The 25,263-nt window shown below is 63.9% G+C and carries 25 protein-coding genes; 10 read left to right on the forward strand and 15 right to left on the reverse strand.

Annotated elements, in window-relative coordinates:
• Positions 1-24: 24 nt before the first annotated feature.
• Complete coding sequence (gene queG, locus RA20_RS22800) at positions 25-1,062, forward strand: tRNA epoxyqueuosine(34) reductase QueG (protein ID WP_039134442.1); 1,038 nt, start codon at positions 25-27, stop codon at positions 1,060-1,062.
• Between the two features lie 72 nt (positions 1,063-1,134).
• Positions 1,135-3,141 (forward strand): hydantoinase/oxoprolinase N-terminal domain-containing protein, encoded by a 2,007-nt coding sequence (locus tag RA20_RS22805; RefSeq protein ID WP_039134445.1) that lies wholly within the window; start codon positions 1,135-1,137, stop codon positions 3,139-3,141.
• Between the two features lie 148 nt (positions 3,142-3,289).
• Here RA20_RS22805 and msrA read toward each other — a convergent pair whose 3' ends face one another.
• The 8 genes from msrA to ade all read right to left on the reverse strand — a co-directional run bounded on the left by msrA (position 3,290) and on the right by ade (position 10,500).
• Positions 3,290-3,805 (reverse strand): peptide-methionine (S)-S-oxide reductase MsrA, encoded by a 516-nt coding sequence (gene msrA / locus RA20_RS22810; RefSeq protein ID WP_039134448.1) that lies wholly within the window; start codon positions 3,803-3,805, stop codon positions 3,290-3,292.
• Complete coding sequence (gene msrB, locus RA20_RS22815; RefSeq protein WP_039134453.1) at positions 3,802-4,251, reverse strand: peptide-methionine (R)-S-oxide reductase MsrB; 450 nt, start codon at positions 4,249-4,251, stop codon at positions 3,802-3,804. Before msrB ends, msrA begins: the two co-directional genes overlap by 4 nt.
• Before the next feature lie 103 nt (positions 4,252-4,354).
• Complete coding sequence (locus tag RA20_RS22820; protein WP_039134456.1) at positions 4,355-4,918, reverse strand: DUF4202 domain-containing protein; 564 nt, start codon at positions 4,916-4,918, stop codon at positions 4,355-4,357.
• Between the two features lie 111 nt (positions 4,919-5,029).
• Positions 5,030-5,935 carry a DMT family transporter gene (locus RA20_RS22825; protein ID WP_039134459.1) on the reverse strand — a complete coding sequence of 302 codons (906 nt, stop codon included), beginning with the start codon at positions 5,933-5,935 and terminating at the stop codon, positions 5,030-5,032.
• An 85-nt stretch (positions 5,936-6,020) separates the two neighbouring features.
• A complete protein-coding gene (locus tag RA20_RS22830) occupies positions 6,021-6,644 on the reverse strand; it encodes a LysE family translocator (protein WP_039134462.1) in 624 nt (207 codons plus the stop codon).
• Between the two features lie 163 nt (positions 6,645-6,807).
• A complete protein-coding gene (locus tag RA20_RS22835) occupies positions 6,808-7,095 on the reverse strand; it encodes an HU family DNA-binding protein (protein WP_008553440.1) in 288 nt (95 codons plus the stop codon).
• 139 nt (positions 7,096-7,234) lie between these two features.
• Complete coding sequence (locus tag RA20_RS22840) at positions 7,235-8,701, reverse strand: AMP nucleosidase (RefSeq protein WP_039134467.1); 1,467 nt, start codon at positions 8,699-8,701, stop codon at positions 7,235-7,237.
• On the reverse strand, positions 8,698-10,500 hold the full coding sequence (ade, locus tag RA20_RS22845; RefSeq protein WP_039134470.1) for an adenine deaminase: 1,803 nt from the start codon (positions 10,498-10,500) through the stop codon (positions 8,698-8,700). The genes RA20_RS22840 and ade overlap by 4 nt, the downstream gene beginning before the upstream one ends.
• Positions 10,501-10,641: 141 nt before the next feature.
• On the opposite strand from ade, the gene RA20_RS22850 reads away from it, so the two are divergent.
• Complete coding sequence (locus RA20_RS22850) at positions 10,642-11,064, forward strand: glyoxalase (protein ID WP_039134472.1); 423 nt, start codon at positions 10,642-10,644, stop codon at positions 11,062-11,064.
• A gap of 83 nt (positions 11,065-11,147) precedes the next feature.
• On the forward strand, positions 11,148-12,344 hold the full coding sequence (locus RA20_RS22855; protein ID WP_193748904.1) for a hypothetical protein: 1,197 nt from the start codon (positions 11,148-11,150) through the stop codon (positions 12,342-12,344).
• Here RA20_RS22855 and RA20_RS22860 read toward each other — a convergent pair.
• Positions 12,341-13,279, reverse strand: coding sequence for a GlxA family transcriptional regulator (locus tag RA20_RS22860; protein ID WP_039134475.1), 939 nt, complete (start codon positions 13,277-13,279; stop codon positions 12,341-12,343). The two genes, RA20_RS22855 and RA20_RS22860, sit on opposite strands and share 4 nt — an antisense overlap.
• Positions 13,280-13,359: 80 nt before the next feature.
• On the opposite strand from RA20_RS22860, the gene RA20_RS22865 reads away from it, so the two are divergent.
• The 5 genes from RA20_RS22865 to RA20_RS22885 are packed head-to-tail and all read left to right on the forward strand — an operon-like array spanning position 13,360 to position 18,259.
• Positions 13,360-14,523, forward strand: coding sequence for an acyl-CoA dehydrogenase family protein (locus RA20_RS22865; protein WP_039134480.1), 1,164 nt, complete (start codon positions 13,360-13,362; stop codon positions 14,521-14,523).
• Between the two features lie 3 nt (positions 14,524-14,526).
• Positions 14,527-14,829: a SelT/SelW/SelH family protein gene (locus RA20_RS22870; RefSeq protein WP_039134484.1), complete on the forward strand. Its 303-nt coding sequence runs from the start codon at positions 14,527-14,529 to the stop codon at positions 14,827-14,829.
• Positions 14,830-14,835: 6 nt separating this feature from the next.
• Positions 14,836-16,863: an acetate--CoA ligase family protein gene (locus tag RA20_RS22875; protein WP_039134512.1), complete on the forward strand. Its 2,028-nt coding sequence runs from the start codon at positions 14,836-14,838 to the stop codon at positions 16,861-16,863.
• A gap of 3 nt (positions 16,864-16,866) precedes the next feature.
• The gene (locus RA20_RS22880) at positions 16,867-17,472 is read left to right on the forward strand and encodes a DJ-1/PfpI family protein (RefSeq protein ID WP_039134539.1); all 606 of its coding nucleotides are present in this window, start codon (positions 16,867-16,869) and stop codon (positions 17,470-17,472) included.
• 1 nt (position 17,473) lies between these two features.
• On the forward strand, positions 17,474-18,259 hold the full coding sequence (locus RA20_RS22885; protein WP_039134549.1) for a carnitinyl-CoA dehydratase: 786 nt from the start codon (positions 17,474-17,476) through the stop codon (positions 18,257-18,259).
• Between the two features lie 298 nt (positions 18,260-18,557).
• On the opposite strand, the gene RA20_RS22890 is transcribed toward RA20_RS22885, so the two are convergent.
• On the reverse strand, positions 18,558-19,193 hold the full coding sequence (locus RA20_RS22890) for a class I SAM-dependent DNA methyltransferase (RefSeq protein WP_039134584.1): 636 nt from the start codon (positions 19,191-19,193) through the stop codon (positions 18,558-18,560).
• Positions 19,194-19,267: 74 nt separating this feature from the next.
• On the opposite strand from RA20_RS22890, the gene RA20_RS22895 reads away from it, so the two are divergent.
• Positions 19,268-20,137, forward strand: a complete 870-nt coding sequence (locus RA20_RS22895; protein ID WP_039134561.1) for an SDR family oxidoreductase — start codon at positions 19,268-19,270, stop codon at positions 20,135-20,137.
• Here RA20_RS22895 and RA20_RS25200 read toward each other — a convergent pair whose 3' ends face one another.
• From RA20_RS25200 to RA20_RS22920, 5 genes are all read right to left on the reverse strand, one after another.
• Positions 20,138-21,052 carry a restriction endonuclease gene (locus tag RA20_RS25200; RefSeq protein ID WP_039134564.1) on the reverse strand — a complete coding sequence of 305 codons (915 nt, stop codon included), beginning with the start codon at positions 21,050-21,052 and terminating at the stop codon, positions 20,138-20,140.
• Between the two features lie 63 nt (positions 21,053-21,115).
• On the reverse strand, positions 21,116-23,044 hold the full coding sequence (dxs, locus tag RA20_RS22905; protein WP_039134569.1) for a 1-deoxy-D-xylulose-5-phosphate synthase: 1,929 nt from the start codon (positions 23,042-23,044) through the stop codon (positions 21,116-21,118).
• A 39-nt stretch (positions 23,045-23,083) separates the two neighbouring features.
• Positions 23,084-23,980: a polyprenyl synthetase family protein gene (locus tag RA20_RS22910; protein WP_039134572.1), complete on the reverse strand. Its 897-nt coding sequence runs from the start codon at positions 23,978-23,980 to the stop codon at positions 23,084-23,086.
• A gap of 3 nt (positions 23,981-23,983) precedes the next feature.
• Entirely contained in the window at positions 23,984-24,238 is a 255-nt protein-coding gene (locus RA20_RS22915; protein WP_039134575.1) for an exodeoxyribonuclease VII small subunit, read from the reverse strand.
• A complete protein-coding gene (locus tag RA20_RS22920; protein ID WP_039134578.1) occupies positions 24,235-25,161 on the reverse strand; it encodes a histone deacetylase family protein in 927 nt (308 codons plus the stop codon). The genes RA20_RS22915 and RA20_RS22920 overlap by 4 nt, the downstream gene beginning before the upstream one ends.
• Positions 25,162-25,263: the final 102 nt, after the last annotated feature.

Genomic DNA, 25,263 nt, shown 5'->3' on the forward strand with positions numbered 1-25,263 from the left:
GGGTATTTGGGACCAGAAAGAAGCATGAGTGCCGCGCTGAAAGAGAAGCTGGTGGCGCAGGCGCTGGCAGAGGGGTTTGTGTCCTGCCGGATCTGCCGGCCTTGGGATGTGCCTGAGGTGCCTGCGCGGCTGCAGGCATTTCTGGATGCGGGTTATCACGGGCAGATGGGCTGGATGGCAGAGCGCATCCACTGGCGCGGCGATCCGGGCCAGCTGTGGCCGGAGGCGCGCTCGGTGATCATGCTGGCAGAAAGCTATACGCCGGATGAGGACCCGATGGCGGTTGTGGGGCAGGCGGACCGCGGGGCGGTGTCGGTCTATGCCCGCAACAAGGACTATCACGACCTGGTCAAGAAGCGGCTGAAGCGGCTGGCCCGCTGGCTGATAGCGGAGGCCGGCGAGGACTGCGAAGTGAAGGTCTTTGTCGATACCGCGCCGGTGCCGGAAAAGGCGCTGGGGCAGGCGGCGGGGCTGGGCTGGCAGGGCAAGCACAGCAATCTGGTGAGCCGGGATTGGGGAAATTGGGCCTTTATAGGCTCTGTTTTCACCACATTGGAGCTGCCTGCAGATGCGGCGGAGCGGGATCGTTGCGGGTCCTGCCGAGCCTGTCTGGACAGCTGCCCGACCGATGCCTTTCCGGCGCCCTACCAAGTGGATGCGCGGCGCTGCATTTCCTACCTGACCATCGAGCATAAGGGGCCGGTAGAGGAAGAACTGCGCGGCAAGCTGGGCAACCGGATCTATGGCTGCGACGACTGCCTGGCGGCCTGTCCCTGGAACAAGTTTGCGGTGGCGGCCAGCGACATGCGCTATGCCGCGCGCGAGGAGCTGAAGGCGCCGAGGCTGGCGGAGCTGGCCGCTTTGGACGATGCGGCGTTCCGGGCGATGTTTTCCGGCTCGCCGATCAAGCGGATCGGGCGTGACCGCTTTGTGCGCAATGTTCTGTATGCCATCGGCAATTCCGGGCTGCCGGAACTGCGTGTTGTGGCGCAGGGGCTGACGGATGATCCGGATGCGGCGGTGGCGGATGCTGCGGTCTGGGCGGTTCAAAGGCTTTCGTGACGCAAACAGGATGGACGCGGCGCAATTAGGCGTTAGTACCTGTGCGGCGAACAGAAGCGGAAAGGACCGGGCATGACGCTGCTCTTGGGTGTGGACACTGGCGGAACCTATACGGATGCGGTGCTGATCCGCGACGAGAAGGAGGTGATCGCCTCGGCCAAGTCGCTGACCACACGCCAGGATCTGGCGATTGGCGTTGGCGGCGCGATTCAGGCGGTGCTGGAGCAGTCCGGCGTCAAGCCGCAGGACGTGTCGCTGGCGGCGCTATCGACCACTTTGGCCACCAATGCGCTGGTTGAGGGGCAGGGCGGCCGGGTGGCGCTGATCTATATCGGCTTTGCCGAGAGCGATCTGGACCGGCACGGGCTGAAAGACGCGCTGAAGGGCGATCCGGCGCTGGTGCTGGCGGGCGGCCATACTCATGCGGGCAGCGAGGCGGCGCCTTTGGATGTGGCGGCGCTGGAGGCGTTTCTGCGCACCGAAGGGCCGGGGGTGACCGGTTTTGCCGTGGCCGGGGTCTTTGCCACCCGCAACCCGGCGCATGAGGCTGAGGCGGCGCGGATCATTCACGAGCTGACCGGCGCGCCGGTGACCTGCTCGCACCAGCTGTCGGCCAAGCTGAACGGGCCGAAGCGGGCGGTGACCGCAGTGCTGAATGCGCGTCTCATCGGGATGATCGACCGGCTGATCGGGCGGGCGCAGGATACGCTTGCCGACATGGGTATCGAGGCGCCGATGATGGTGGTGCGCGGCGACGGGGCGCTGATGAGCAGCGAGCAGGCCCGGGAGCGACCGATCGAGACGATTTTGTCGGGGCCGGCGGCGTCGATTGTCGGCGCGCGCTGGATGACCGGCGTGGACCATGCGCTGGTGAGCGACATTGGCGGCACCACCACGGATGTGGCGCTGATCAAGGACGGCAAGCCGGCCATTGATCCGGCGGGCGCCCGTGTTGGCGAATTCCGCACCATGGTGGAAGCGGTGGCGATGCGGACCACTGGCCTTGGCGGCGACAGCCAGGTGCATCTGCAGGCCAGCGGCATGCAGGGCGGGCTGTTCCTAGGGCCGCGGCGGGTGGTGCCGGTCTCGCTGATTGCCACCGACGCGCCGGAGGTGGTGCATGCGGCGCTGGATGAGCAGCTGCGCGCCACCACGGTGGGAGAATATGACGGGCGCTTTGTCCGTGCTGTGCCCGGGGTGCCGGTTGCGGGACTGAGCGAGCGCGAGGCGGGGCTGCTGGCGCGGATCGGCATGCATGTGCATCCGCTGGGCAAGATCCTGCGGACCCGAATGGAGCAGGGCTCGCTGAACCGGCTGGTGGACCGCGGGCTGGTGCAGGTCTCGGGCATAACGCCGTCGGATGCCAGCCATGTTCTGGGCCGGGTCGATGCCTGGGACCGGGAGGCGGCGGAAAAGGCGATGACTCTGGTGGCCCGCAAGCGGCTGGGCAGCGGCGATATGGTGGCAAAGGATGCTGAAACTCTGGCGCAGATGATCATTGATCAGCTCACAGAGCAGACCGCATTGACCCTGTTAGAGTCTGCTTTTGCCGAAGAGGCAAAGGATTTCGGCCTGCCTGCGGATCAGCTGGCGCGGCATGTGCTGATGCAGAAGGGACTGGCCAGGCACCGCGGGCTGCTGGCGCTGGATGCGTCGGTAAACGTGGATGTGGTGGGGCTGGGCGCCTCGGCGCCGAGCTATTATCCGGCGGTGGGCGAGCGGCTGCATTGCAAGATGATCCTGCCGGAGCATGCTGGTGTGGCCAATGCCATCGGCGCGGTGGTGGGCCGGATCACCATGCGGCGCAGCGGCACCGTGACCGCGCCGTCCGAGGGCCGGTTCCGGGTGCATCTGGAAAGCGGGCCGGAGGATTTCCAAAGTGCGGATGAAGCGATGGAAGCGCTGGAGGCGGCGCTGACCGAAGAGGCCCGCGGCGCGGCGGAAGCGGCCGGAGCCGAGGATATTCACGTGCATACGGAGCGTGACGTCCGGACTGCCGAGGTGGAAGGCAAGGACGTGTTTTTTGAAGCGTCCCTGACGGTGGAAGCCAGCGGCCGTCCGCGGGTGGCGCACGATTGACCCAGTTTCCGGGAAGCGGGTTTTCAGGGAAAACCCGCGGCCTCCGGCGGGAGTATTTTTGACCAGAAAGAAGCGCCGGGGTCTAGAACAGCCTGCATACGAAAAGCCCCGCCGGGATGGGCGGGGCTGAAAACTGCTTGGTTAGAGCCTATTCTGCGGCGGCATCCCGTTTCGGCAGCACCCAATCGGGGCGGGCGAAATGGCAGGTGTAGCCATTGGGCAGGCGTTGCAGATAGTCCTGATGCTCGGGCTCAGCCTCCCAAAAATCGCCGACCGGCTCCAGTTCGGTGACCACCTTGCCGGGCCACAGGCCGGAGGCATCGACATCCGCGATGGTGTCGAGCGCCACCTGCTTCTGGGTTTCGTCTGCGTAGTAGATCGCCGAGCGGTAGCTGGCGCCAAGATCGTTGCCCTGGCGGTTCGGCGTGGTCGGGTCGTGGATCTGGAAGAAGAACTCCAGCTGTTCCCGGAAAGAGGTGACGGCTGGGTCGAAGATGATCTCGATCCCCTCGGCATGGGTGCCGTGGTTTTTATAGGTGGCATTGGGCACATCGCCGCCGGTATAGCCGACACGGGTGCTGATGACGCCGGGGCGTTTGCGGATCAGTTCCTGCATGCCCCAGAAACAGCCGCCTGCCAGGACGGCGCGTTCGGTGGTGCTCATTTCACGACCTCCACTTGGTTGATGTAGGCGCCATAGCCCTCGGCCTCCATGTCGTCCAGATGCACAAAGCGCAAAGACGCTGAGTTGATGCAGTAGCGCAGGCCGCCGCGGTCCATCGGCCCGTCTGGGAAGACATGGCCCAAATGGCTGTCGCCATGGGTCGAGCGGACCTCGGTGCGGATCATGCCGAGGGTGCGGTCTTCCAGCTCCTGGATATGGGCGGCTTCGATTGGTTTGGTGAAGCTGGGCCAGCCGCAGCCGGATTCATATTTATCCGAAGAGGCAAACAGCGGCTCGCCTGAAACGATGTCCACATAGATGCCCGGCTCCTTGTTGGAGAGCAGCTTGCCGGTGCCGGGGCGTTCGGTGCCGGAATTCTGGGTCACATAGAACTCTTCTTCCGACAGCGCGGCGATGGCGTCCGGGTTCTTGAAGTATTTGGTCATAATGTCCTCCCGCCTGTTCGCGTTTGGTGCAGAACATGGGGTCTGGATGCGGAAATGCAAATCCTGTTACAGGCGGCTCGCGAAACCGTGCAGCGGTGGGTGGTCAGGCAGCAAAGGCGCCGGCCAGATCGCCGGGCAGCTCGAACTCCCGCAGCACCCGGGCGCGGGCGTCTGCCGACATCTTGCGGGCTGTCTTCTCAACGATGCGCTGGACCTTGTCGGCCGGGTGCTTCGCGGCGAAGGGGGCAAAGTACCATTTCAGGAAGACAAAGCAGATGATATCCTCCAGCGCCTGCACCTGGTCGTCGCGCTTGATGCCTTCCTTGCGCAGCATTTTTGCCGCCGCGTCCACGTCATCAGCGCCATAGCCTGCGTTCTGCATCAGGGCGGTGACCACTTCGGCATGATGCTCGGCTTCCGCCTTGCGCCAGGCGAGGTAGCCGGCACGCCCCTCAGGGAAACTTGCGCGCTCCAGCTTCCAGCGTTCCACATGCTGGCCCCGGGCGGCGATTTGCAGCGCGTCGGAGGCATCGGGGAACAGACGGGCCTGCTCTGCGCTCATCCGCTGGCCATAGAGCAGCGCGGCGGGCTGGCCGTCTTCCAAGGTAGGGTCCTGGGTATTGGCGGTGTCGATGGCCTCCAGCACCTGGGTCAGTTGCGCGCTCATGCCGCGTCCTCCTGCTAAGTCTTTGAAACGCAGGTTACGCTCTTAACGCAACGGGTTGCAACGGGCCTGCGCCGCGGCAGCGGCGCCGGGCCCAAGGGGCAGGGATGGGCGTCAGCCCGGCTTTGCCGCGCGGGAGGGTTCCGTTTGCGGCGGGGCGGGCTGCCGCGCCAATTGCACGGCCAGGATGCCTGCGGTGACGATAGCCACGCCGAGGAGGTCCAGCGGGCCCAGCTTTTCACCCAGCAGCACGCTGGCAACCGCAACGCCGAACACCGGGTTCAGGAAGTGGAAGGTGGCCGCCCGCACTGCACCGATGCGGTTCAACAGCAGCACCCAGATAAAGGTGGCCATCAGCCCCGGCACAATCGTGGTGTAGGTGAAGGCGGCAGCCAGGCGCCAGGTGGGGGTGACAAAGATATCCTCGGTCAGCGGCGCCGCGATGAACAGGATGGCAGAGCCGACCAGCATCTGCAGCCCGACCACCATCATAAAGTTGCCGCCCGAAGTGGCGCCGCGCAGGGCCAGCGTTGCGGTGGTCAGCGCCAGAACGCCGATCACACAGAGGCCGACGCCGAGCAGGTCCACGCCGGCGCTGAGGCGGGTGCCCATGATCAGGGCGACGCCCAGAATGCCTGCGGCCAGCCCGGCATAACCCATCGGCCGCAGCCGCTCGCCGAACAGCATCCAGCCGGCCAGCGCCACCAAGAGCGGCATGGTGGAGGCGATGATGGCAGCGAGCGAGGCTTCAATCCATTGCATGGCGACAAAGTTCAGGCCGAGATAGAGCGCGTTCTGGCAGATCCCGAAGATCACCGTGGCCCGCCACTGGCCCGGGGTCAGGCGCCATGTCTGGCCCATGGCACGGGCGATGGCCACGCCGATCAGGCCGGAGATCAGGAAACGCACCGCCAGGGAGAACAGCGGCGAGGCGTCCTGCACGATGATCCGGGCCGAAGTAAAGGCCGAGGACCACATCAGGGCAAAGGCCAGCCCCATGGCAATAGCGCGCGCATCCATCGTGAGTTCCTTTCTCCCGCGGCGGACCTTCGGGGAATTGGAGGCAGAGTTCAAGCGGGGACGGTCTTTTGGCTGACCGGCCAGGTCAGCCCAGGCGTGCCACCAGTATCTGCCAGCTGGCAGCGCCGAACGCGGCGGCAAAGACGGCTTCAAAGCCTCGGCGCAGGCGCAAGTAGAGGCGGCTGGCGGCAGCGCTGGAGAACAGCAGCGCGTAGCCGTGGAACACCAGCGTGCTTTGCACTGCAATAGCGCCGATCACCACCAGAAGCACCGATGGTTCGGTGCCGGGCGGGATGCCGATGGCATAGACAGAGCCGAAGAACAGCACCGCCTTGGGATTAGTCAGATGCAGCGCCAGCCCCTTGGCAAAGGCGGCGCGCAGGGAGGTGGCGGAAGAGGCCCGCAGCTCGGGTGTGCCGGTGCGCAGGGCAGAGCGGGCCGAGCGCAGCGCCAGATACATCAGGTAACCTGCACCGAAATAGCGGACGACCTCAAAGATCCAGGCATTGGCCAGCATCACGGCGCCCAGGCCGAAAGCGGCAGAGACCGACCAGATCAGCGATCCGCTGCTGATGCCGGCTGCCACCGCCAGCCCGGCCGCGCGGCCGCGCTGCATGGCGGTTCCGGCAATGGTCAGTGTGGCAGGCCCGGGACTGCAGGCAGCCAGAAGCCCGGCCCCGAGGATCAGGGCAAGATTGACGTTTTCCATGTCGCAGCTCCCTTGCGGCGTGACGGCAGGGTGCGCCTCTGCGCTGGCCTTTGCAATCAGGAACGCTGCGGCGGAGGGCGAAGAGTTTAGCTGCGGGATCCCGGACAAAAGAAAAGGGCCGCCCGATGGGGCAGCCCTGAAACCGTCCGGATGGTCTCCGGTATCAGCCGTTCACGCTGTCTTTCAGCGCTTTGGCGATGGTCATCTTCACCACCTTGTCGGCTTCCTTGGTGAACTTCTCGCCGGTGGCCGGGTTGCGCACTTCGCGCTCGGGGCGCTCGCGGCAATAGATCTTGCCGACGCCCGGCAGAGTCACGGCGCCGCCGCCCGACACTTCACGGGTGATCAGCGAGCAGACTGCTTCCAGCGCGGAGCCAGCGGTTTTCTTGTCGCTGCCCATTTCCTCGGCCAGAGCGGCCACAAGCTGGGTTTTGGTCATCGGTTTGGACATTCTTCGTCTCCTTAAACTGCCCGAACTGTGGGGCCTCATTGCGCGACATTATCGTTATGTTGTGAGCTAACACAACTTCTTGTGTGCGCTGGAGGCAGTAAAACAGGCATTTTTTCGGGGAAATCTGCGATTTTCGGCCTTAGAGGAAGGCTGTTTCGTCAAACGAGCGCAGTTTCCGGCTGTGCAACCGCTCCAAAGGCATGCCGCGCAGCTGTTCCATAGCTCTTATGCCGATTTGCAGATGGCGCGCAACCTGGGTCCTGTAAAAGTCCGAAGCCATGCCCGGCAGCTTCAGCTCGCCGTGCAACGGTTTGTCGGAAACGCACAGCAGCGTGCCATAGGGAACCCGGAAGCGGTAGCCGTTGGCGGCGATGGTGGCGCTCTCCATATCCAGCGCCACGGCGCGGGACTGGCTGAGGCGCTGCACCGGGCCGGATTGGTCGCGCAGTTCCCAGTTGCGGTTGTCGATGGTGGCAACGGTGCCGGTGCGCATGATCCGCTTCAGGTCATAGCCTTCGTATTCGGTCACCTCGGCAACCGCCTCTTCCAAAGCGACCTGGATTTCTGCCAGCGCCGGAATGGGGGTCCAGATCGGCAGGTCATCGTCCAGCACGTGGTCCTCGCGCAGGTAGCCATGGGCCAGCACGAAATCCCCCAGCGCCTGGGTGTTCCTGAGGCCGGCGCAATGGCCGACCATCAGCCAGGCATGGGGACGCAGCACCGCAATGTGGTCGGTGGCGGTCTTGGCGTTCGAAGGCCCGACGCCGATATTGACCAGGGTGATGCCGCCGCCGTCGGGCCGTTTCAGATGGTAGGTTGGCATCTGCGGCAGCTTGGCGGTTTCCGGGATTGCCTCATCCGCGGCGGTGATCTCGTGATCGCCGGTGCTGACAAAGCTGGTGTAGCCGCTGTCCGGATCCGCCAGCTGGGCGCGGGCGTAGGCTTCGAACTCGGCCACATAGAACTGGTAGTTGGTGAACAGCACGTGGTTCTGGAAATGCCCCGCGCTGGTGGCGGTGTAGTGGACCAGCCGCGCCAGCGAGTAGTCGACGCGCTGGGCGGTGAACAGCGCCAGCGGGCCGGTGCCGTTGGCGGGCTGGTAGGTGCCGTTGACGATGTCGTCATTGGTGGTGGCCAGATCCGGCACGTCGAAGACGTCGCGCAGGGTGAACCCGGCCGCGCCGTCCTGCGGCACGGTCAGATCGGGGCGCGAAGCAACAGCGAAATGCACCGGGATCGGGGTATCCGAGACGCCAATGGTGACCGGCTGGCCGTGGTTGCGGATCAGGAGGTTGATCTGCTGGATCAGGTAATTGCGGAACAGGTCCGGCCTGGTCACCGTGGTGGCATACGTGCCAGGCGCCGAGACATGGCCAAAGCTGAGACGGCTGTCCACCTGGGCAAAGGTCAGGGTGGAGAAGCGGATCTCCGGGTAATAGGCGCGGATACGCTGGTTATCCGGGGCACCGTCGGCCATGGCGCGGGCGAATTCCTCGCAGATAAAGCCGGTTGCCTGCCGGTACAGCAGCTCCAGCCGGTCCACGGCCTCGGTGGCGTCATTGAAGGTCTCGTCCGGCGGGTGGCCGGGGTGTTTTGTTGTTATCATGATGCGGGCTCGATCACCGGAATTTTCTGGAAGGTGCGGACATCCACCAGGCCAAGGTCGGATATCCTCAGCTCCGGGATGACCACCAGGGCCAGCAGCGAGTGCTGCATATAGGCATTGTTCAATGTGCAGCCGCAGGCTTGCATGGCTTCGCCCAGCTTCTGTGCTTTGGCCGCAACCTCGGTGGCCGGGCTGTCGGACATCAGGCCTGCAATCGGCAGTTCGACCAGGGCGCATTCTGCGCCATCCTTATAAAGGGTAACGCCGCCGCCGACTTCGGCAAGCCGGTTGGCCGCCAGCGCCATCTGCGCGCGGTCGGTGCCGACCACAATCATATGGTGGCTGTCATGCGCCACGGTGGAGGCCATCGCCATCTTGCCCGTGTAGCCAAAGCCCGAAACAAAAGCGTTGGTGACACCGCCGGTGGCGCGGTGGCGCTCGACCAGGGCGATCTGGCAGACATCACCTGCGCCCTCGACCAGCCCGTCCCTGACCGGCAGCTCTGCCTGCAGCGCCTTGGTCGGCGCCTGGTTCTCGACCACGCCGATCACATTGGCGGTGACCGCATTGGCGCCTTCCGGGGCGGCGAGTTCAAAGTCCTTGGCGGTGAGCTCATGCCCCAGATGCACGGTGCCGCGGGCGCTGGCAGGCCAGTCGAAATGCGGGCAATCCACCTTGATAGAGCCTGATTCTGCCACGATCTGCCCGCGGGCAATCACCATTTCGATGGGCAGCTCGCGCAAGTCAGAGGTCAGGATCACATCGGCGCGCCGGCCTGGGGTGATGGAGCCAATTTCGCGTTCCAGCCCGAAATGGGTGGCGGTGTTGATGGTGGCCATCTGCAGGGCAACCACAGGATCGCAGCCGCAGGCGATGGCGTGGCGCACCACCCGGTTCATGTGGCCGTCGTTGACCAGCGTGCCGGAGTGGCAGTCATCGGTGCACAGGATGAAATTGCGCGGGTCCAGGCCCTTTTCGGTCACCGCGGTGATCTGGCTTTCGACGTCGTACCAGGCAGAGCCCAGACGCATCATCGACCGCATCCCCTGGCGCACCCGGGCGATGGCGTCGGCTTCGCAGGTGCCCTCGTGGTCATCCGCCGGGCCGCCGGCCACATAGGCGGCGAAGTCCGGCCCCAGGTCAGGAGAGGCGTAATGGCCGCCCACGGTCTTGCCCGCGGCTTGGGTGGCGGCGATTTCGGCCAGCATCTTGGGATCGGCATTGGCGACACCGGGGAAGTTCATCATCTCGCCCAGGCCGATGATGCCGGGCCAGCTCATCGCCTCGCTGACATCTTCGGGGGTGATTTCGTGGCCGGTGGTTTCCAGCCCCGGCGCCGAGGGCGCGCAAGAGGGCATCTGGGTGAAGATATTGACCGGCTGCATCAGCGCCTCGTCATGCATATAGCGCACGCCATCCAGACCCAGCACATTGGCGATCTCATGCGGGTCGGTGAACATCGAGGTGGTGCCATGCGGGATCACCGCGCGGGCAAATTCCGCCGGTGTCAGCATGCCGGACTCAATATGCATATGCGCATCGCACAGGCCCGGGATCATGTAACGTCCCTTGGCCTCGATGATCTGCGTGTCCGGCCCGGTGCAGTAAGAGGCATCCGGCCCGACATAGGCAATCCGGCCTGCTTTGATGGCGATATCATGGTCCGGCAGCTGCTCTCGGGTGTGGACATTGACCCAGATCCCCTGCCGGATCACCACGTCCGCAGGGGCGCGGCCGGCAGCAACATCAATCAATTTCGGGGCGGAATCGGGCCAGCTAGGGAATATCTGCTCTGACATATTCCAATTGTTATGATTGCGCGGCGGAGTGCAAGGGCTTTGGCGCTGGGCTGCTAAAACTTCACAACCTATGGCGGTGAGCGGCAAAACCCTGCCGCTTTTCACCTTGCAGGGCGCCGTCTTTCGCCGGAAGCTGATGGCATGGATTATGAAACGGTAGACGGCGACAGCTTTGGCCGCTCGCTGCGCGGGATCGGGCTGAACATTCTGGTGCGCGATGTTCCGGGTGAAATCGCCTTTTTAGAGACTGTTTTTGGCGTGAAAGGCCATCAGGTCACCAAGGATTTTGCCATTGTCACCTATGGCGATCAGGTGTTTCAGCTGCACAGCGACGGCACCTATGCAGAGAATCCTCTGCTCAATCTCCTGCCGGAGAACCCGCCGCGCGGGGCGGGGATTGAAATCCGCCTGTATAACACCGATCCGGACGACGCAGCGGCACGGGCGGAGGCTGCGGGTTTCACCATTCTGCAGGAGCCAACAGACAAGCCACACGGACTGCGCGAGGCCTATATCCTGTGCGAAAACGGTTATGCCTGGGTGCCGAGCCGGCCCAAGGGGTAAGCGTCGGGAATTCCTCCCCTTTCCTCGGGCCAAAGGCCGGTCCATGCTGAGCGAACCCATTGGAATGCCGCGAGGGACCGCTGATGCACGCCATTGCCGATACAACTGCCCTGGTCGAAGAGGGGGTCCTGACTGAAGGTCAGGCCCGCGCCATCGAGGCGCGTTCGCGCGAGGTGATGGTCTCGCTGGCGGTGAATGCGATCCTGTGTTTGGGCATCATCGCGGCCACCGCCGGGTTCATCTTCTGGCTGGCCGATCCGCTGGCTGTGGCAGTGACCGGCATCCTGATGCTGGGCGGCGGGCTGGCCGTGCTGGCGCGCGGCAGCGAGACGCTGAGGATGTTCGGCAATTCCGCCACGCTGATTGGTGCAGGCATGCTGATGGGCGGCGCCTCTATCGAGCTGGTGGATAAATATGAGGATGTTGCCGGCTGGATCATGATGCCCGGCGGCGCGCTGGTGGCGCTGATCTGCACCTGGCGGTGGCGGCACGGCGCCTGGTCGGCAGGCTTTGTGCTGGGGGCGGTCCTGCTGATGGGGCTGGCCATGCACCTGGGCGGGATTGAGCTGCTGCTGCAGCAATATGAGATCGGCTCGCCGCTGCGCAATCTGGCGCTGCTGTATTATGCCGCCGCGCTGGGTGCCGCCGGCTGGCTGGTGGACGTGCGCTTTGTCACCGCGTTGGCAATTGCGCCCTTTGCCCAGATGCTGGAGACCGGCACGAGGTATTTCCACGCAGCCTATGTGTTCTATTCACCGGAATCGACGCTGACGATCCTGCAGATGGTGCTGCTGATCGTGCTTTGTGTCTGGGGTGCCTCCCGGCTGGCTGAGCGTGACGCTAGGCACCTGCGCATTCTGGCGATCCTGGGGTTTGTGGTGGCTAATCTCTGTGCGCTGGTTGGATCGCTCTGGGGCGATGTGGTTGGCGAATCCGTGTGGGGACCAGGAAGCCGCTACTACAGCAGCGAGTACGACGATTGGGACAGTTACCAAGCCGCCCGCGAGGCCTTCCGCGACAGCGCGCTGTTCATCTCTGAGCATGTCTATTCTGTGCTGTGGGCCGTGGTGCTGGCAGTGGTGATTTTCTGGGCGGCGCAGCGGCATCAGCGCGGATTGTTCAATGCAGCGCTGACCTTTGCCGCGATCCACGGCTATACGCAGATGTTCGAATCCTTCGCCGATGAACCGCTGGCCTATGTGATCGGCGGTCTGGCAGCGATCCCGCTGGCCTGGGGGCTGTGGCGGCTGAATCAGTGGATGGCGGCCAAGCAGGGCTAGCTGCTGCGCAAGATGCGGGGCGTGGTTCCGAACTCTGCCTTAAAGGCGCGGGTGAGGGCACTGGGGTCGTCATAGCCGCAGCGCAGGGCAATCTCGGAGATGTTCAGATTCGTCTCTAACACAAGCTTTCTGGCCTGAATCAGCCGCAGCCGCCGGTAAACAGCCTGCGGTGTGGCGCCGAGATCCGCCTTCATTCGGGCTTCCAGGTCCTTCTGGCTGCGTCCAGCTTGACGCGCCACCGCGGCGATGGGCAGCGGGGCCTCCAGATTGGCCTGCATCACAGCGACTGCCCGGGCAACAGGTTTGCTGCGGGCCAGGATCGGGTCCTGAGTTTCGGTGGCCTCAGGCGCCATGAACAGGGTGGCCACTTCCAGCCGCAGCGCGGCGCCATGCTGGGTGCCGATCAGCTCCATCATGGTGTCAAAGGCCGCCAGGGCGCCGGTGCAGGTGATGCGGTTGCCGTCCCAGACTTGCCGCGCGCGTTCGGCCTGAACCTCTGGGAAGGCCTCGGTAAACCGGCTGAGCTCCTCCCAGTGGATTGTCGCCTGCCGCCCGTCCAGGAGCCCCGCCTGCGCCAGCAGCCAGGCGCCGGTGTCAAACCCGGCCAGCACCTTGTAGCGGCGGGAGGCCGATTTCAGCGCCCGCGCGGTGGCCACCGTGGCATGGCGCAGGAAGTCATATGACGGCATCGCAATCAGCAGATCACCATTGCAATCTGCCAGCCGCCCATGCGCCCGCACCTCCATGCCCGACGACGAAACAGCCGGTTCGCCGTCCAATGTCAGGAACCGCCAGGCATAGACCTGCCGGCCGGCAAAGGTATTGGCCGCGCGCAGAGGTTCCACCGTATTGGCCAGGCAATGGGCCGAGAAAGCATCAAACAGCAGCACATCCGTTTGCTGCGCCGCAGCGTTATCTTTTGTCCAACTCCGCATGATTTCTTCTAACTCTGCATGATATGGGGGCGCAAGGCGCCTAGTCTGATCCGCAACAAATTTGCCGAAGGAAGACCGCCATGCAGTTCGGGATGACCGAAGAACAGTCGATGATCGTTGAGACCACCCGCGCCTTTGTGGAGAAGGAGCTGTATCCCCATGAGGCGGAGATCGAGCGAACCGGCCACCTGGATATGGATGTGATCCGCGATGTGCAGAAGAAGGCGATGGAAGCTGGCCTTTATGCCGCCAACATGCCGGAGGAGGTGGGGGGCGCCGGCCTCGATACCCTGTCCTGGCTGATGTACGAAAAGGAGCTGGGCCGTGCCAACTATGCGCTGCATTGGACCGGTGTTGCGCGCCCGTCGAACATTCTGCTGGCAGGCACTGAGGAGCAGAAAGAAAAGTACCTTGTGCCCTGCATGAAGGGCGAGAAGTGGGACTGCCTGGCGATGACCGAGCCGGACGCCGGTTCCGACCTGCGCGGCATGAAGGCCACTGCCCGCCAGGACGGCGACGACTGGATCCTGAACGGCACCAAGCATTTCATCAGCCACGCCGACATCGCCGACTTTGCGATCTGCTTCATGGCCACCGGTGTGGAAGACACCCCGCGCGGGCCGAAAAAGAAGATCACCGCCTTCTTCGTTGACAAGGGCACGCCGGGCTTTGAGGTCCGCGACGGTTACGGCAACGTCAGCCACCGCGGCTATACCAACGCGGTGCTGGAATTCGACGACTGCCGCCTGCCGTCCTCGGCCATTCTGGGCGAGGTCGACAAGGGTTTCGACGTTGCCAACACCTGGCTGGGCGCCACCCGCCTGCAAGTGGCCGCCACCTGTCTGGGCCGCGCGGAACGGGCGCTGGAACACTCGATCAGCTACGCGGCTGAGCGCAAGCAGTTCGGCCAGCAGATCGGCAAGTTCCAGGGCATCTCCTTTAAGCTGGCCGATATGGCGCTGGAACTGAAGGCGGCAAACCTTTTGACCTGGGAAGCCGGCTGGAAGTTCGACCAGGGCACCGTGACCGAGAGCGACATGTCGATGGCCAAGCTGAAGGCGACTGAGATGCTGGCGATGGTGGCCGATGAGGCGATCCAGATTCACGGCGGCATGGGCCTGATGGATGAACTGCCGCTGGAACGCATCTGGCGCGACGCGCGGGTCGAGCGTATCTGGGAAGGCACCAGTGAAATCCAGCGGCACATCATCAGCCGCGAGATGCTGCGCGCCGTCGGAGGCTGATCCATGACCCTATCCGGGAAACCAATTGTTACCATTACCTACTGCACCGGCTGCAACTGGCTGCTGCGGGCGGGCTGGATGGCGCAGGAGCTGCTGCAGACCTTCCAGGACCAATTGGGCGGGGTGACACTGGTTCCCGGAGATTTGGGCGGGATCTTTGAGATCCATGTTGATAAGGAACTGGTCTGGGAACGCAAACGGGACGGCGGCTTTCCTGATGTGAAAGAACTGAAAACCCGCGTGCGCGACCGGATCAACCCTGAACAAGACCTCGGCCATCTGGACCGCGGCAAGACCGGTGAATAAGATCAAATGCAGTCTCTAAACAGGCTTTTCCGCCCGAAAACCATTGCTGTGATCGGCGGCGGCGCATGGTGCCGCCTGGTGATCGAGCAATGTCAGAAAATGGGGTTCGAGGGCACCATCTGGCCCGTCCACCCCAAGGCCGAAGAAGTCGCCGGCCTGCCAGCCTTCAAGGATGTGGACAGCCTGCCAGAGGCGCCGGATGCGGCCTTTATCGGGGTGAACCGTTTCATCACCATCGAGGTGGTGCGGGCGCTGTCGGCGCGCGGTGCCGGCGGGGCCGTGTGCTTTGCCTCCGGATTCCTTGAGGCGGCCGCTGAGGACGCGGAAGGGGCTGATTTGCAGGCGCAGCTGCTGGAAGCGGCGGGCGATATGCCGTTCCTTGGGCCCAACTGCTATGGTTTCATCAACTATCTGGACGGCGCTCTGCTGTGGCCCGATCAGCATGGCGGCGCGCGGGCGGAGAAAGGCGTGGCGCTGGTCACCCAAAGTTCCAACATCGCCATCAACCTGACCATGCAGAAGCGCGGGCTTCCGGTGGCCTATGTGGTGACTGCCGGCAATCAGGCGCAGTCGGGCATTGCCGCGATTGGCGAGGCGCTGCTGGAAGATGACCGGGTGACTGCGCTTGGCCTGCATATCGAGGGCTTCGGCGATCTGCGCGCCTTTGAGGCGCTGGCAGCACGGGCGCGTGAACTGGGCAAGCCGATCATTGCGCTGAAAGTTGGCAAATCGGCTGAGGCCCAGGCTGCAACTGTTTCTCATACCGCTTCGCTTGCGGGCGGTGACGCGGGAGCCGGGGCTTTGCTCTCACGCCTTGGCATTCCGCGTCTGGATGACCTGCCCTCCTTCCTGGAGACGCTGAAGCTGCTGCATGTGACGGGGCGGCTGCCCTCGAACCGCATTGCAACCATCAGCTGCTCTGGCGGGGAGGCAAGCCTGGCGGCGGATACCGGCCATGCGCGCAACGTTGAGTTCCCGCCGCTGAACGATCAGCAGAAGACCGATCTGCGCGACGCGCTGGGGCCGATGGTGGCATTGGCAAATCCGCTCGACTATCACACCTATATCTGGCGCGACGCCGAGGCGATGACCAAGGCATTCTCGGCGATGATGGATCCGCAGCTGGCAATGACCATGCTGATCGTGGATTTCCCGCGCGAGGACCGCTGTGATGCCTCGGATTGGGAATGCGCCATTCAGGCCGCCATTGGGTCGCACGAGCGGACCGGGGCCAATGTCGGTCTGGTGGCAACCCTGCCGGAACTGCTGCCGGAGGACGTGGCCGCGCGGTTGATGGCGGCAGGTGTGGTGCCTTTTGCGGGTCTCAGCGAAGCAATTGCCGCTTGCGAGGCTGCCAGCATGCCGCTGCCGGCCGCACCGGCCCCCCTGCTGCTGCCGACGCCTGTTGTAGAGCCTGATCTGGTGCCCGAAGCCGAAGCCAAGTTTCAGCTTTCCGGCTATGGCCTGCGCGTCCCGCGCTCCAAGCGGGCGGCCTCTGCGACCAATGCCCGTGCAGTGGCAGTGGATGTCGGCTTTCCCGTGGTGCTGAAGGGGGAAGGCGTTGCGCATAAGACCGAGGCAGGTGCCGTGGCGCTGAACCTGGGATCGGGTCAGGAGGTGAGCGATGCGGCTTTCAACATGCCGGCCTCGCACTTCCTGGTTGAGGAAATGGTGACCGGCGCGGTGGCCGAACTGCTGATTGGTGTGGTCAAGGATTCGGCGCATGGCTTTGTCATGACTCTGGCCGCGGGCGGGACTTTGACTGAGCTGATGGAGGACAGTGCCTCCTTCCTGCTGCCTGCTTCTGATACAGAGGTTGAGACGGCACTGAAGTCGCTGCGCATGGCCAAGCTGCTGGACGGCTACCGCGGTGCCCCGGCAGCAGACCGCGAAGCCATCCTGCGCGCCATCCGGGCGGTTGAGGCCTATGTGATGGAAAACGCGCTGGGGCTGGAGGAGATCGAGATCAACCCGCTTCTCTGCACCCCGTCTGATGCGGTGGCGGCAGATGCGCTGATGCGGAGAAAGTACTGATCCATGCGCACCATCGGGGCGGTCATTTTCGAAGGCTTTGAGATGCTCGATTACTTCGGGCCGCTCCAGATGTTCAAAAACTTCCCCGAAGATTTCCGCATCCTCGCGGTGAGTGAAACCATGGCGCCGGTGCGCTGTTCCGGCGGGCCGGAGGTGGTGCCGGACCGCTGCTTCGCTGACGGTGCGGAGTATGATTTGCTGCTGGTGCCAGGCGGCATGGGTACAAGGAAAGAAGCTGGGAACACGGCAATGCTGTCTTGGCTGCGCCAGGCCGCGGGCCATGCCGGGATCGTGATGAGCGTCTGTACTGGCTCCGCGCTGCTGGCCCGGGCCGGCGTTCTGGATGGCTTGCCTGCGACCTCCAACAAGCGCGCATTTGACTGGGTGCGCAGCCAGTCGGACAAGGTGGACTGGCAGGAGCGCGCCCGCTGGGTGGAGGCGGGCAAGGTTTTCACCTCCTCCGGTGTTTCTGCCGGATTGGACATGAGCCTGGCCGTGCTTGCCCGCTTGCTGGGCCGCGAGGCCGCCGGAAATGCAGCCCTTTGGGCGGAATACCTGCCCAATCTGGACCCCGATAACGACCCTTTCAGCCTGTCAGGAGAGACATGACATGAGCGACAGCCCCGTAAAGACCCGCCGCGACGGCGCCATTCTGGAAGTCACGCTGGACCGGCCCAAGGCCAATGCCATCGATCTGGCCACCAGCAAGGTGATGGGTGAAGTGTTCCGCGATTTCCGGGACGACCCGGAATTGCGGGTGGCGATCCTGACCGGCGGCGGTGAGAAATTCTTCTGCCCCGGCTGGGACTTGAAGGCCGCGGCAGACGGCGATGCGGTGGATGGCGACTATGGCGTCGGCGGATTTGGCGGCTTGCAGGAACTGCGCGACATGAACAAGCCGGTGATTGCCGCGGTGAACGGCATTGCCTGCGGCGGCGGGCTGGAGCTGGCTTTGTCGGCGGATATGATCATTGCCGCGGATCACGCGACATTTGCGCTGCCGGAAATCCGCTCGGGCACCGTCGCGGATGCGGCCAGTGTGAAGCTGCCCAAGCGCATCCCCTATCACATCGCCATGGAGCTCTTGCTCACCGGCCGCTGGTTTGACGCCGAAGAGGCCAACCGCTGGGGGCTGGTGAATGAGATCGTGGCGGCGGACCAGCTGATGGGCCGCGCCTGGGAGCTTGCGCGCCTGCTGGCATCGGGCCCGCCGCTGGTCTATGCGGCGATCAAGGAGATCGTGCGTGATGCTGAGGACAGCAAATTCCAGGATGCCATGAACCGCATCACCCAGCGCCAGCTGGCCACCGTGGATGTGCTCTACGGCTCAGAGGACAATCTGGAAGGTGCCCGCGCCTTTGCCGAAAAACGCGATCCGGTCTGGAAAGGACGCTGACGCAGCGCGCCGCCAGGCGCGCTGCCGGGCCCAAGGCTGAGTGCGGCATCAAAGATGCCTCGCAAAGACGCGGGAGCTCCCGCCTGTTTCGGGAACATCTGAAGATGTCCCTGCGCAGTTGGGCCGGGCGCCGCGCTTCGCGCGGCGGATTCTTCACACTGAGAAGCTCTTGAGGAGCAGGTTTGCTCCTCAAGCAGCCGGCTCGAGTGTTTTATCACCGTGCGCGCGTAAAGGAGCTGCGCCCATGCTTGCGCATGGCGGCCTTTGGCCGTCCTTGACCTGCGCACGGCAAAAGGGCTCATACCTTCTGAAACAAGGCAATCAGGGCCGTATCGTCCCTGTGATCCCCCGTCGCGCGCGGGCCGTAGATGCGCAGTTCCGGCAGGGTCAGGCTCTTGATCCATTGCCCGCGCAGCAGCCGGTCGAAGGCGGCGGCAAAACCGGCCTTCTCGTAGTGTTTTGCATTCACTGAAAGGGCAAACTGGGCATCGGGTGCGGCCGCCCGCAAAAGGGCGGGCAAGGCTTCGGGGCCGACATGGCCGTGGGTGAACGTGCCGGATGAGACCACGCCGCGGTAGGCGCCGCGGGGCACGGGGATGCCGTCCAGCAGGTCGGCTTCAATCACATCCCGGTAGGCATCCTTGCGCAACGCTTCGGCCAGCATCTCGGGGCTGATGTCGGTGGCGTCGATGGGGCCTACTCCAAGCGCCTGCAATGCCTGGCCGCAGAGGCCGGTGCCCGCACCGACGTCCAGCACTGGCCCCTTTCCTCCGGCGGCGGCAAAGGCCTTGGCAGTCAATCCGGGCAGAAGATAATCCTGCCCGGCAGCGAAATCCTGATCGTATGAGCTGGCCCAGCCTGCATAAAGCCGTTTGGAATCTGAGGGCGTCTGCAGGGCGTAGGCGTCTGAAAGTCCCGGTTTCTGTTTGTCCATGGGCGCCATGAAAAGGCGGAAGCGGATTCGAATCAACCCTTGCGCCCGGCCTGCCGCCAACGCATCTAAGAGCCATGAAGAAAACGCTGCTTTGTCTTGGATTTGGCTATACCGCCCGGGCGCTTGCGCCGCGTATGCTGGCTGAGGGCTGGCGGGTCATTGGCACATCGCGCGAGCCGGTTGAGGCGGAAGGTGTGGAGATGCTCACCTGGCCGGGGCAGGAGGTGCCGCTGGAAGGCGTGACGCATGTCCTGAGCTCCATCGGTCCGAATGCGCAGGGCGATCCGGTGCTGGCCGCGATGGGGGAGCGGATTGCCGCGGCCCCGGGCTTGGAGTGGGTTGGCTATCTGTCCACCACCGCGGTTTACGGCCACCGCGACGGCGGCTGGGTTGATGAGGCTTCCGAGATTTCCCCCTCCAGCGAACGCGGCGACTGGCGCGCCTTGGCGGAGGCCCAATGGCAGGATATTCCCGGTTTGCCGCTGCATATCTTCCGCCTGGCCGGCATTTACGGTCCCGGCCGCGGCCCCTTTGCCAAGCTGATGGCAGGCCGGGCGCGGCGGATCGTGAAGCCGGGCCAGGTGTTCTCGCGCATTCATGTGGAGGACATCGCCCAGGTGCTGGCCGCCTCTATCGCGCAGCCGCGCCCGGGTGCCATCTACAACGTCTGCGATGACGACCCGGCGCCGCCGCAGGATGTGCTGGGCCATGCGGCGGAACTGCTGGGCCTGCCGGTGCCGGCCGAAGTGCCCTTTGAAGAGGCCGGCATGACTCCGATGGCGCGCAGCTTTTATGGCGAGAACAAGCGCGTCCGCAACCGCCGGATCAAGGAGGAGCTGGGGGTAGAGCTGCTCTATCCCACCTACCGCGAGGGTCTGCGGGCGGTGCTGGAGGCCGAGGATATGGAGAGCTTTGTGCCGCCAGCCGAGCCGCCGGGGGTGTGACTAGCCATCGGCAAAGTAATCTTCATCGACTGAGCGAAGCACATAGCTTCTACGGGCTCGCACCCCGACTTCGTGTTTGATCATCAGACGTGCTAATCTATCACCGTTGATCAGAACAATTCTATGCTGGACACGATCAACGTACTCTATGGCGTCCTTCGAGAAGTCGCTTGTTGTTACAAAAACACCTTTGCTAGCGCCTTCGCCAGTTAATGAGCCAACGAAAGCGTTTAACGCAGGTCGGCCAACCTTGGTTTCTTTGGCGTACCGTTTTGCCTGGATATAAACTGCGTCAAGACCAAGTTCATCTTCATTGATAATTCCATCAATGCCGCCATCCCCAGAGAGGTTGGTTTGCAGGCCTCTTTCAAGCTCTCCTCCACCGTACCCCATTGAGAGAAGTAGATCGACAACGAGCTTTTCGAACCTTGCTGGAGACAGCGACATCACAGCGTCTACGACGTCATTAGCCAAGTCAGATTCGATCTCCGCAAAGGCTGAAAACATCCTATCTTCAGGTGTTTGAGCGGGTTCTGGGTGCTGAGGTGAAATCCTTTGCCCTTGGTCTCTGCTTGGACGCTCTCTCCATGACGAAAACTCTGCAGATTGAGAAAGAACAGAATTGTCTATCCTATCGGGGTGTTTATGGAGGAACGTTAGCCCCAGATCTGTAACTACGTGGTGATTTCTTTTGACGGTCTGGATCAGGCCAGCCTTAGTCATATAGGTTCTAGCCCAATGTGCTCGGTCACTCAGGTAGGTTTTCTTACCGCTAGGCAAAAGTTCTTCTGCCTCAGCTTCTGAGATGCCAAGTGTTTCGATAAGGCTTGGTAGGGCTTGAGAAACGTTTTTTGCTCCGTCTGCAAAGGCTTGGAGCAGAGGGCGCATCATTTCCTGGTAGTCGGGAATAGGCATTTTGAGAGGCTCGTAGTGACTTGCTTCCCGTCAGAATTGAGCACTGATTGCTAAAGTGCAACCCTAAGCTCGCTTTTCCCCAATCGTTGCCACTCCCAGCACCTCGAGCACCTTGGCTTCGATTTGCGGTGCGTTCATCGCCGCAACCTCATACATATCTGCCGGGCTGGCCTGGTCGATGAAGATGTCGGGCAGCACCATGGAGCGATACTTGAACCCGCTGTCGAACACACCTTCCTCGGCCAAAAGCTGCGCCACATGGGAGCCAAAACCGCCGACGGCGCCTTCTTCGATGGTGATCAGCGCCTCGTGGTCCGCGGCCAGCTGCAGGATCAGATCGCGGTCCAGCGGCTTGGCAAAGCGGGCGTCGGCGATGGTCGGTGTGATGCCCTTGGCAGAGAGCGCCTCGGCAGCTTTGCGGACTTCGCCCAGGCGGGTGCCGAAGGACAGCAGGGCAACGCGCTTGCCCTCCTGGATCATCCTACCCTTGCCGATCTCCAGCACCTCCGGGGTGTCGGGCATCTCGACGCCTTCTCCCTCGCCGCGGGGGTACCGGAAGGCGATGGGGCCGTCGTCATGGGCGGCGGCAGTGGCGACCATATGGGCCAGTTCGGCCTCATCCGCGGCGGCCATCACCACCATGCCAGGGAGGTTGGCCATGAAGCCGATGTCAAAGCTGCCGGCGTGGGTGGCGCCATCAGCGCCCACCAGACCGGCGCGGTCGATGGCAAAGCGCACGGGCAGGCGCTGGATGGCCACGTCATGCACGACCTGGTCGTAACCGCGCTGCAGGAAAGTAGAATACATCGCGCAGAAGGGCTTCATGCCGCCGGCCGCCAGCGCGGCGGCAAAGGTCACGCCGTGCTGTTCGGCAATGCCGACGTCGAAAGTGCGCGAGGGGTAGCGTTCGGCCATCAGGTTCAGCCCGGTGCCGTCGGGCATCGCCGCGGTGACAGCGCAGATCTTGTCGTCCTTGGCGGCAAGCTTCACCAGCTCATTGCCGAAGACCGAGGTATAGGAGGGCGCGTTGGAGGGCGCCTTCTTCTGCTCGCCTGTCACCATGTCGAACTTGGCGGTGGCATGGCCCTTGTCGCGGGCGGCCTCAGCCGGGGCGTAGCCTTTGCCCTTTTTGGTGAGGACGTGGATCAGGATCGGGCCGGTGGCGCGGGCCTTGACGGTGCGCAGCACCGGCAGCAGCTGGTCCATGTCGTGGCCGTCGATGGGGCCGAGGTAGGAGAAGCCAAGCGCCTCAAACATCGTGCCGCCGACGGCCATGCCCTTGAGCATGTCCTTGGCGCGTTTGGCGCCTTCGCGGAAGGGTTCGGGCAGCAGGGAAACCGCGCCCTTGGCGGCGGCTTTCAGCTCCTGGAAGGGCTCGCCGGCATAAAGGCGTGACAGGTAGGAGGACAGCGCACCCACCGGCGGGGCGATCGACATTTCATTGTCATTGAGGATCACGATCAGCCGCTTGCCCAGGTGGCCTGCGTTGTTCATCGCCTCAAACGCCATGCCGGCCGACATCGAGCCGTCGCCGATCACCGCGATGGCGTCGCCGTTGCCCTCGGGGATCACACCGCCGAGGTCGCGCGCCACGGCAAAGCCAAGCGCGGCACTGATCGAGGTGGAGCTGTGGGCGGCGCCGAACGGGTCGTAAGGCGACTCAGAGCGTTTGGTGAAACCGCTGAGACCGTCCTTCATCCGCAGGGTGCGGATGCGGTCGCGGCGCCCGGTCAGGATTTTGTGGGGGTAGCACTGGTGGGAGACGTCCCAGATCACTTTGTCGCGCGGGGTGTCAAACACCGCATGCAGCGCGGTGGTCAGCTCTACCACGCCCAGGCCTGCGCCCAGATGGCCGCCGGTGACGGAGACGGCGGCGATGGTTTCCTGACGGAGTTCGTGGGCAACCTGCACCAGCTGCGCATCCGTCAGCCCCTTCAGATCCGCGGGGCGCGAGATCTGGTCCAGAAGCGGGGTGTGGGGCCTGTCGGACATGGTGTCTCCTTGGGCTGCGCCGAATGGCGTGGCGCGGGGTTAGCTGTCGCGCGAAATAACGAAGCGCGCGGCTTCCTTCAAGGTTGCAGCAGCCTCACCATAGGGTGACAGCGCGGCACAGGCCTCTTCGCAGAGATCTTTTGCGCGGGCTTTTGCCTCTGCCAGGCCCAGAAGCGAGACAAAAGTCGCCTTGCCGGCATCCGCATCCTTGCGCACGGCCTTGCCGACCTTGGCGGCATCGCCCTCCACATCCAAGATGTCATCGGCGATCTGGAAAGCAAGGCCAAGGGCGCGTGCGTATTGCCGCAGCGGTGCCGTATCATCGCCTGCCAGTACTGCGCCGGCAGTGGCGGACCACTCGATCAGGCAGCCGGTTTTGCGGCTTTGCAGCTTGGTGATCTGTTCGAGATTGAGCGGCTCGGCTGCGGTTTCCGCAGCAATGTCCAGCATCTGGCCCGAGACCATGCCGTCCTTGCCGGAGGACTGCGCCAGGCCGCGGATCAGCTCCAGCGCATGGGGGCCAATCTTGGGGTCTGCCAGCAGTTCAAAAGCGAAGGTTTGCAGGCTGTCGCCCGCCAGCACCGCCATCGCCTCATCCCATTTCCTGTGAACGGTGGGCTGGCCGCGGCGCAGGTCGTCATCGTCCATGCAGGGCAGGTCGTCATGCACCAGCGAATACGCATGGATGCATTCGATGGCGAGTGCGGCCTCGATTGCGGCCTCAGCTGGGACACCGTGCAAACGGGCGCTTTCCAGAACCAGGAAACCGCGCATCATCTTGCCGCCGGTGATGGCATAGCGCATTGCCGCGTGCAGTTCGTCACTGCCTGCCAGCCGCATCTCCATATGTGCGGTGATGCGTGTTTGCGCGTCTTTCAGCGCCTCTGCAAAAGGGCGCGCATTTTCAAGGAAAGACTGGGTGTCTGCGGCGGTCATGGTTCAGCCGGCATCCAGCGGCTGGGTGCCTTTGGGGGTGCCGCTTGCGTCCAGTGTGATCGCAGCGACCTTTTCCTCGGCCCGCTTCAGCTCATCCTCGCAGCGCTTCTTCAGCGCGGCGCCGCGCTCATAGAGGGCAATCGAGGCATCCAGCGCCACGTCGCCGCGCTCCAGCTGGTCCACCACGCCTTCCAACTCGCGCATCGCCTGTTCAAAGCTCATCTGGTCCACGGGGGTCTCGGTGCGGGTCTCAGTCATGCCGGTGCCTTCATCAATTCTTCCACATGCGCGCGGGTTGCGGCTGCGAGCGCGTTCAGATCATATCCGCCCTCCAAAGTCGAGACGATACGGCCCCCGCAGAGTTCACTTGCGAGTTTACACAGCTCGGCGGTGATCCAGGCGAAATCGGCGGTGGCCCAGTTGAGGCTGGCAAGCGGGTCGTCCTGATGGGCGTCAAAGCCCGCGGAGATGATAATCAGCTCCGGCTTGAAGGCACGCAGGCGCGGGAAGGCCTGGCCTTCATAGGCGGCCTGCATCTCTGCCCGGCCGGATCCCGGCGCCAGCGGCATGTTCAGGATATTGCCGTGGGCGCCGTCCTCATCCGGGCGGCCGGAGCCGGGCCAGAGCGGCATCTGCTGGCTGGTGATCACCAGTGCGCGCGGCTCGTCCCACAGAAGATCCTGGGTGCCGTTGCCGTGGTGCACGTCGAAATCCACTACCGCGACACGTTTCAGCCCGTGGTGATCCAGCGCGTGTTTCGCGGCCAGCGCCGCATTGCCGAACAGGCAGAACCCCATGGCGGTATCGGTTTCGGCGTGGTGCCCCGGCGGGCGCACGGCGGCAAATGCATTCTGCACCTCGCCGCCCAGCACCATATCGACGCCGCGCACCACAGCGCCGGCCGCGCGGAAGGCGGCATCCAGCGAGCCGGGGGACATGAAAGTGTCGCCGTCGATCTGCGCCCAGCCTTCCGCCGGGGAGGCCTGGCGCAGGTCCGAGAGGTAGCCTGCCGGGTGGATGCGCAGGATGTCGTCCTCCGCCGCCATCGGTGCGGTGACGCGTTTCAGCTCCAAAGCCTCCAGCGCGTGCAGGATGTGCTCCAGCCGTGCAACCTGCTCGGGGTGGCCGTCAGGCGTTACATGGCTCAGGCAGTCGGCATGGGTGATCAGGGCGGTAGTCATGAGCGGTTTCCTCCTGCGGCAGGTCTTGGCGGGACCCTAGGAGGGGGCGGGGGCGGGCTGCAAGGAGAATTCCGGGGCGCTGCCCCGGACCCCGGGGTATTT

Origin of the sequence: Leisingera sp. ANG-Vp, assembly GCF_000813725.1 — a bacterium.
Classification (GTDB): Bacteria; Pseudomonadota; Alphaproteobacteria; order Rhodobacterales; family Rhodobacteraceae; genus Leisingera.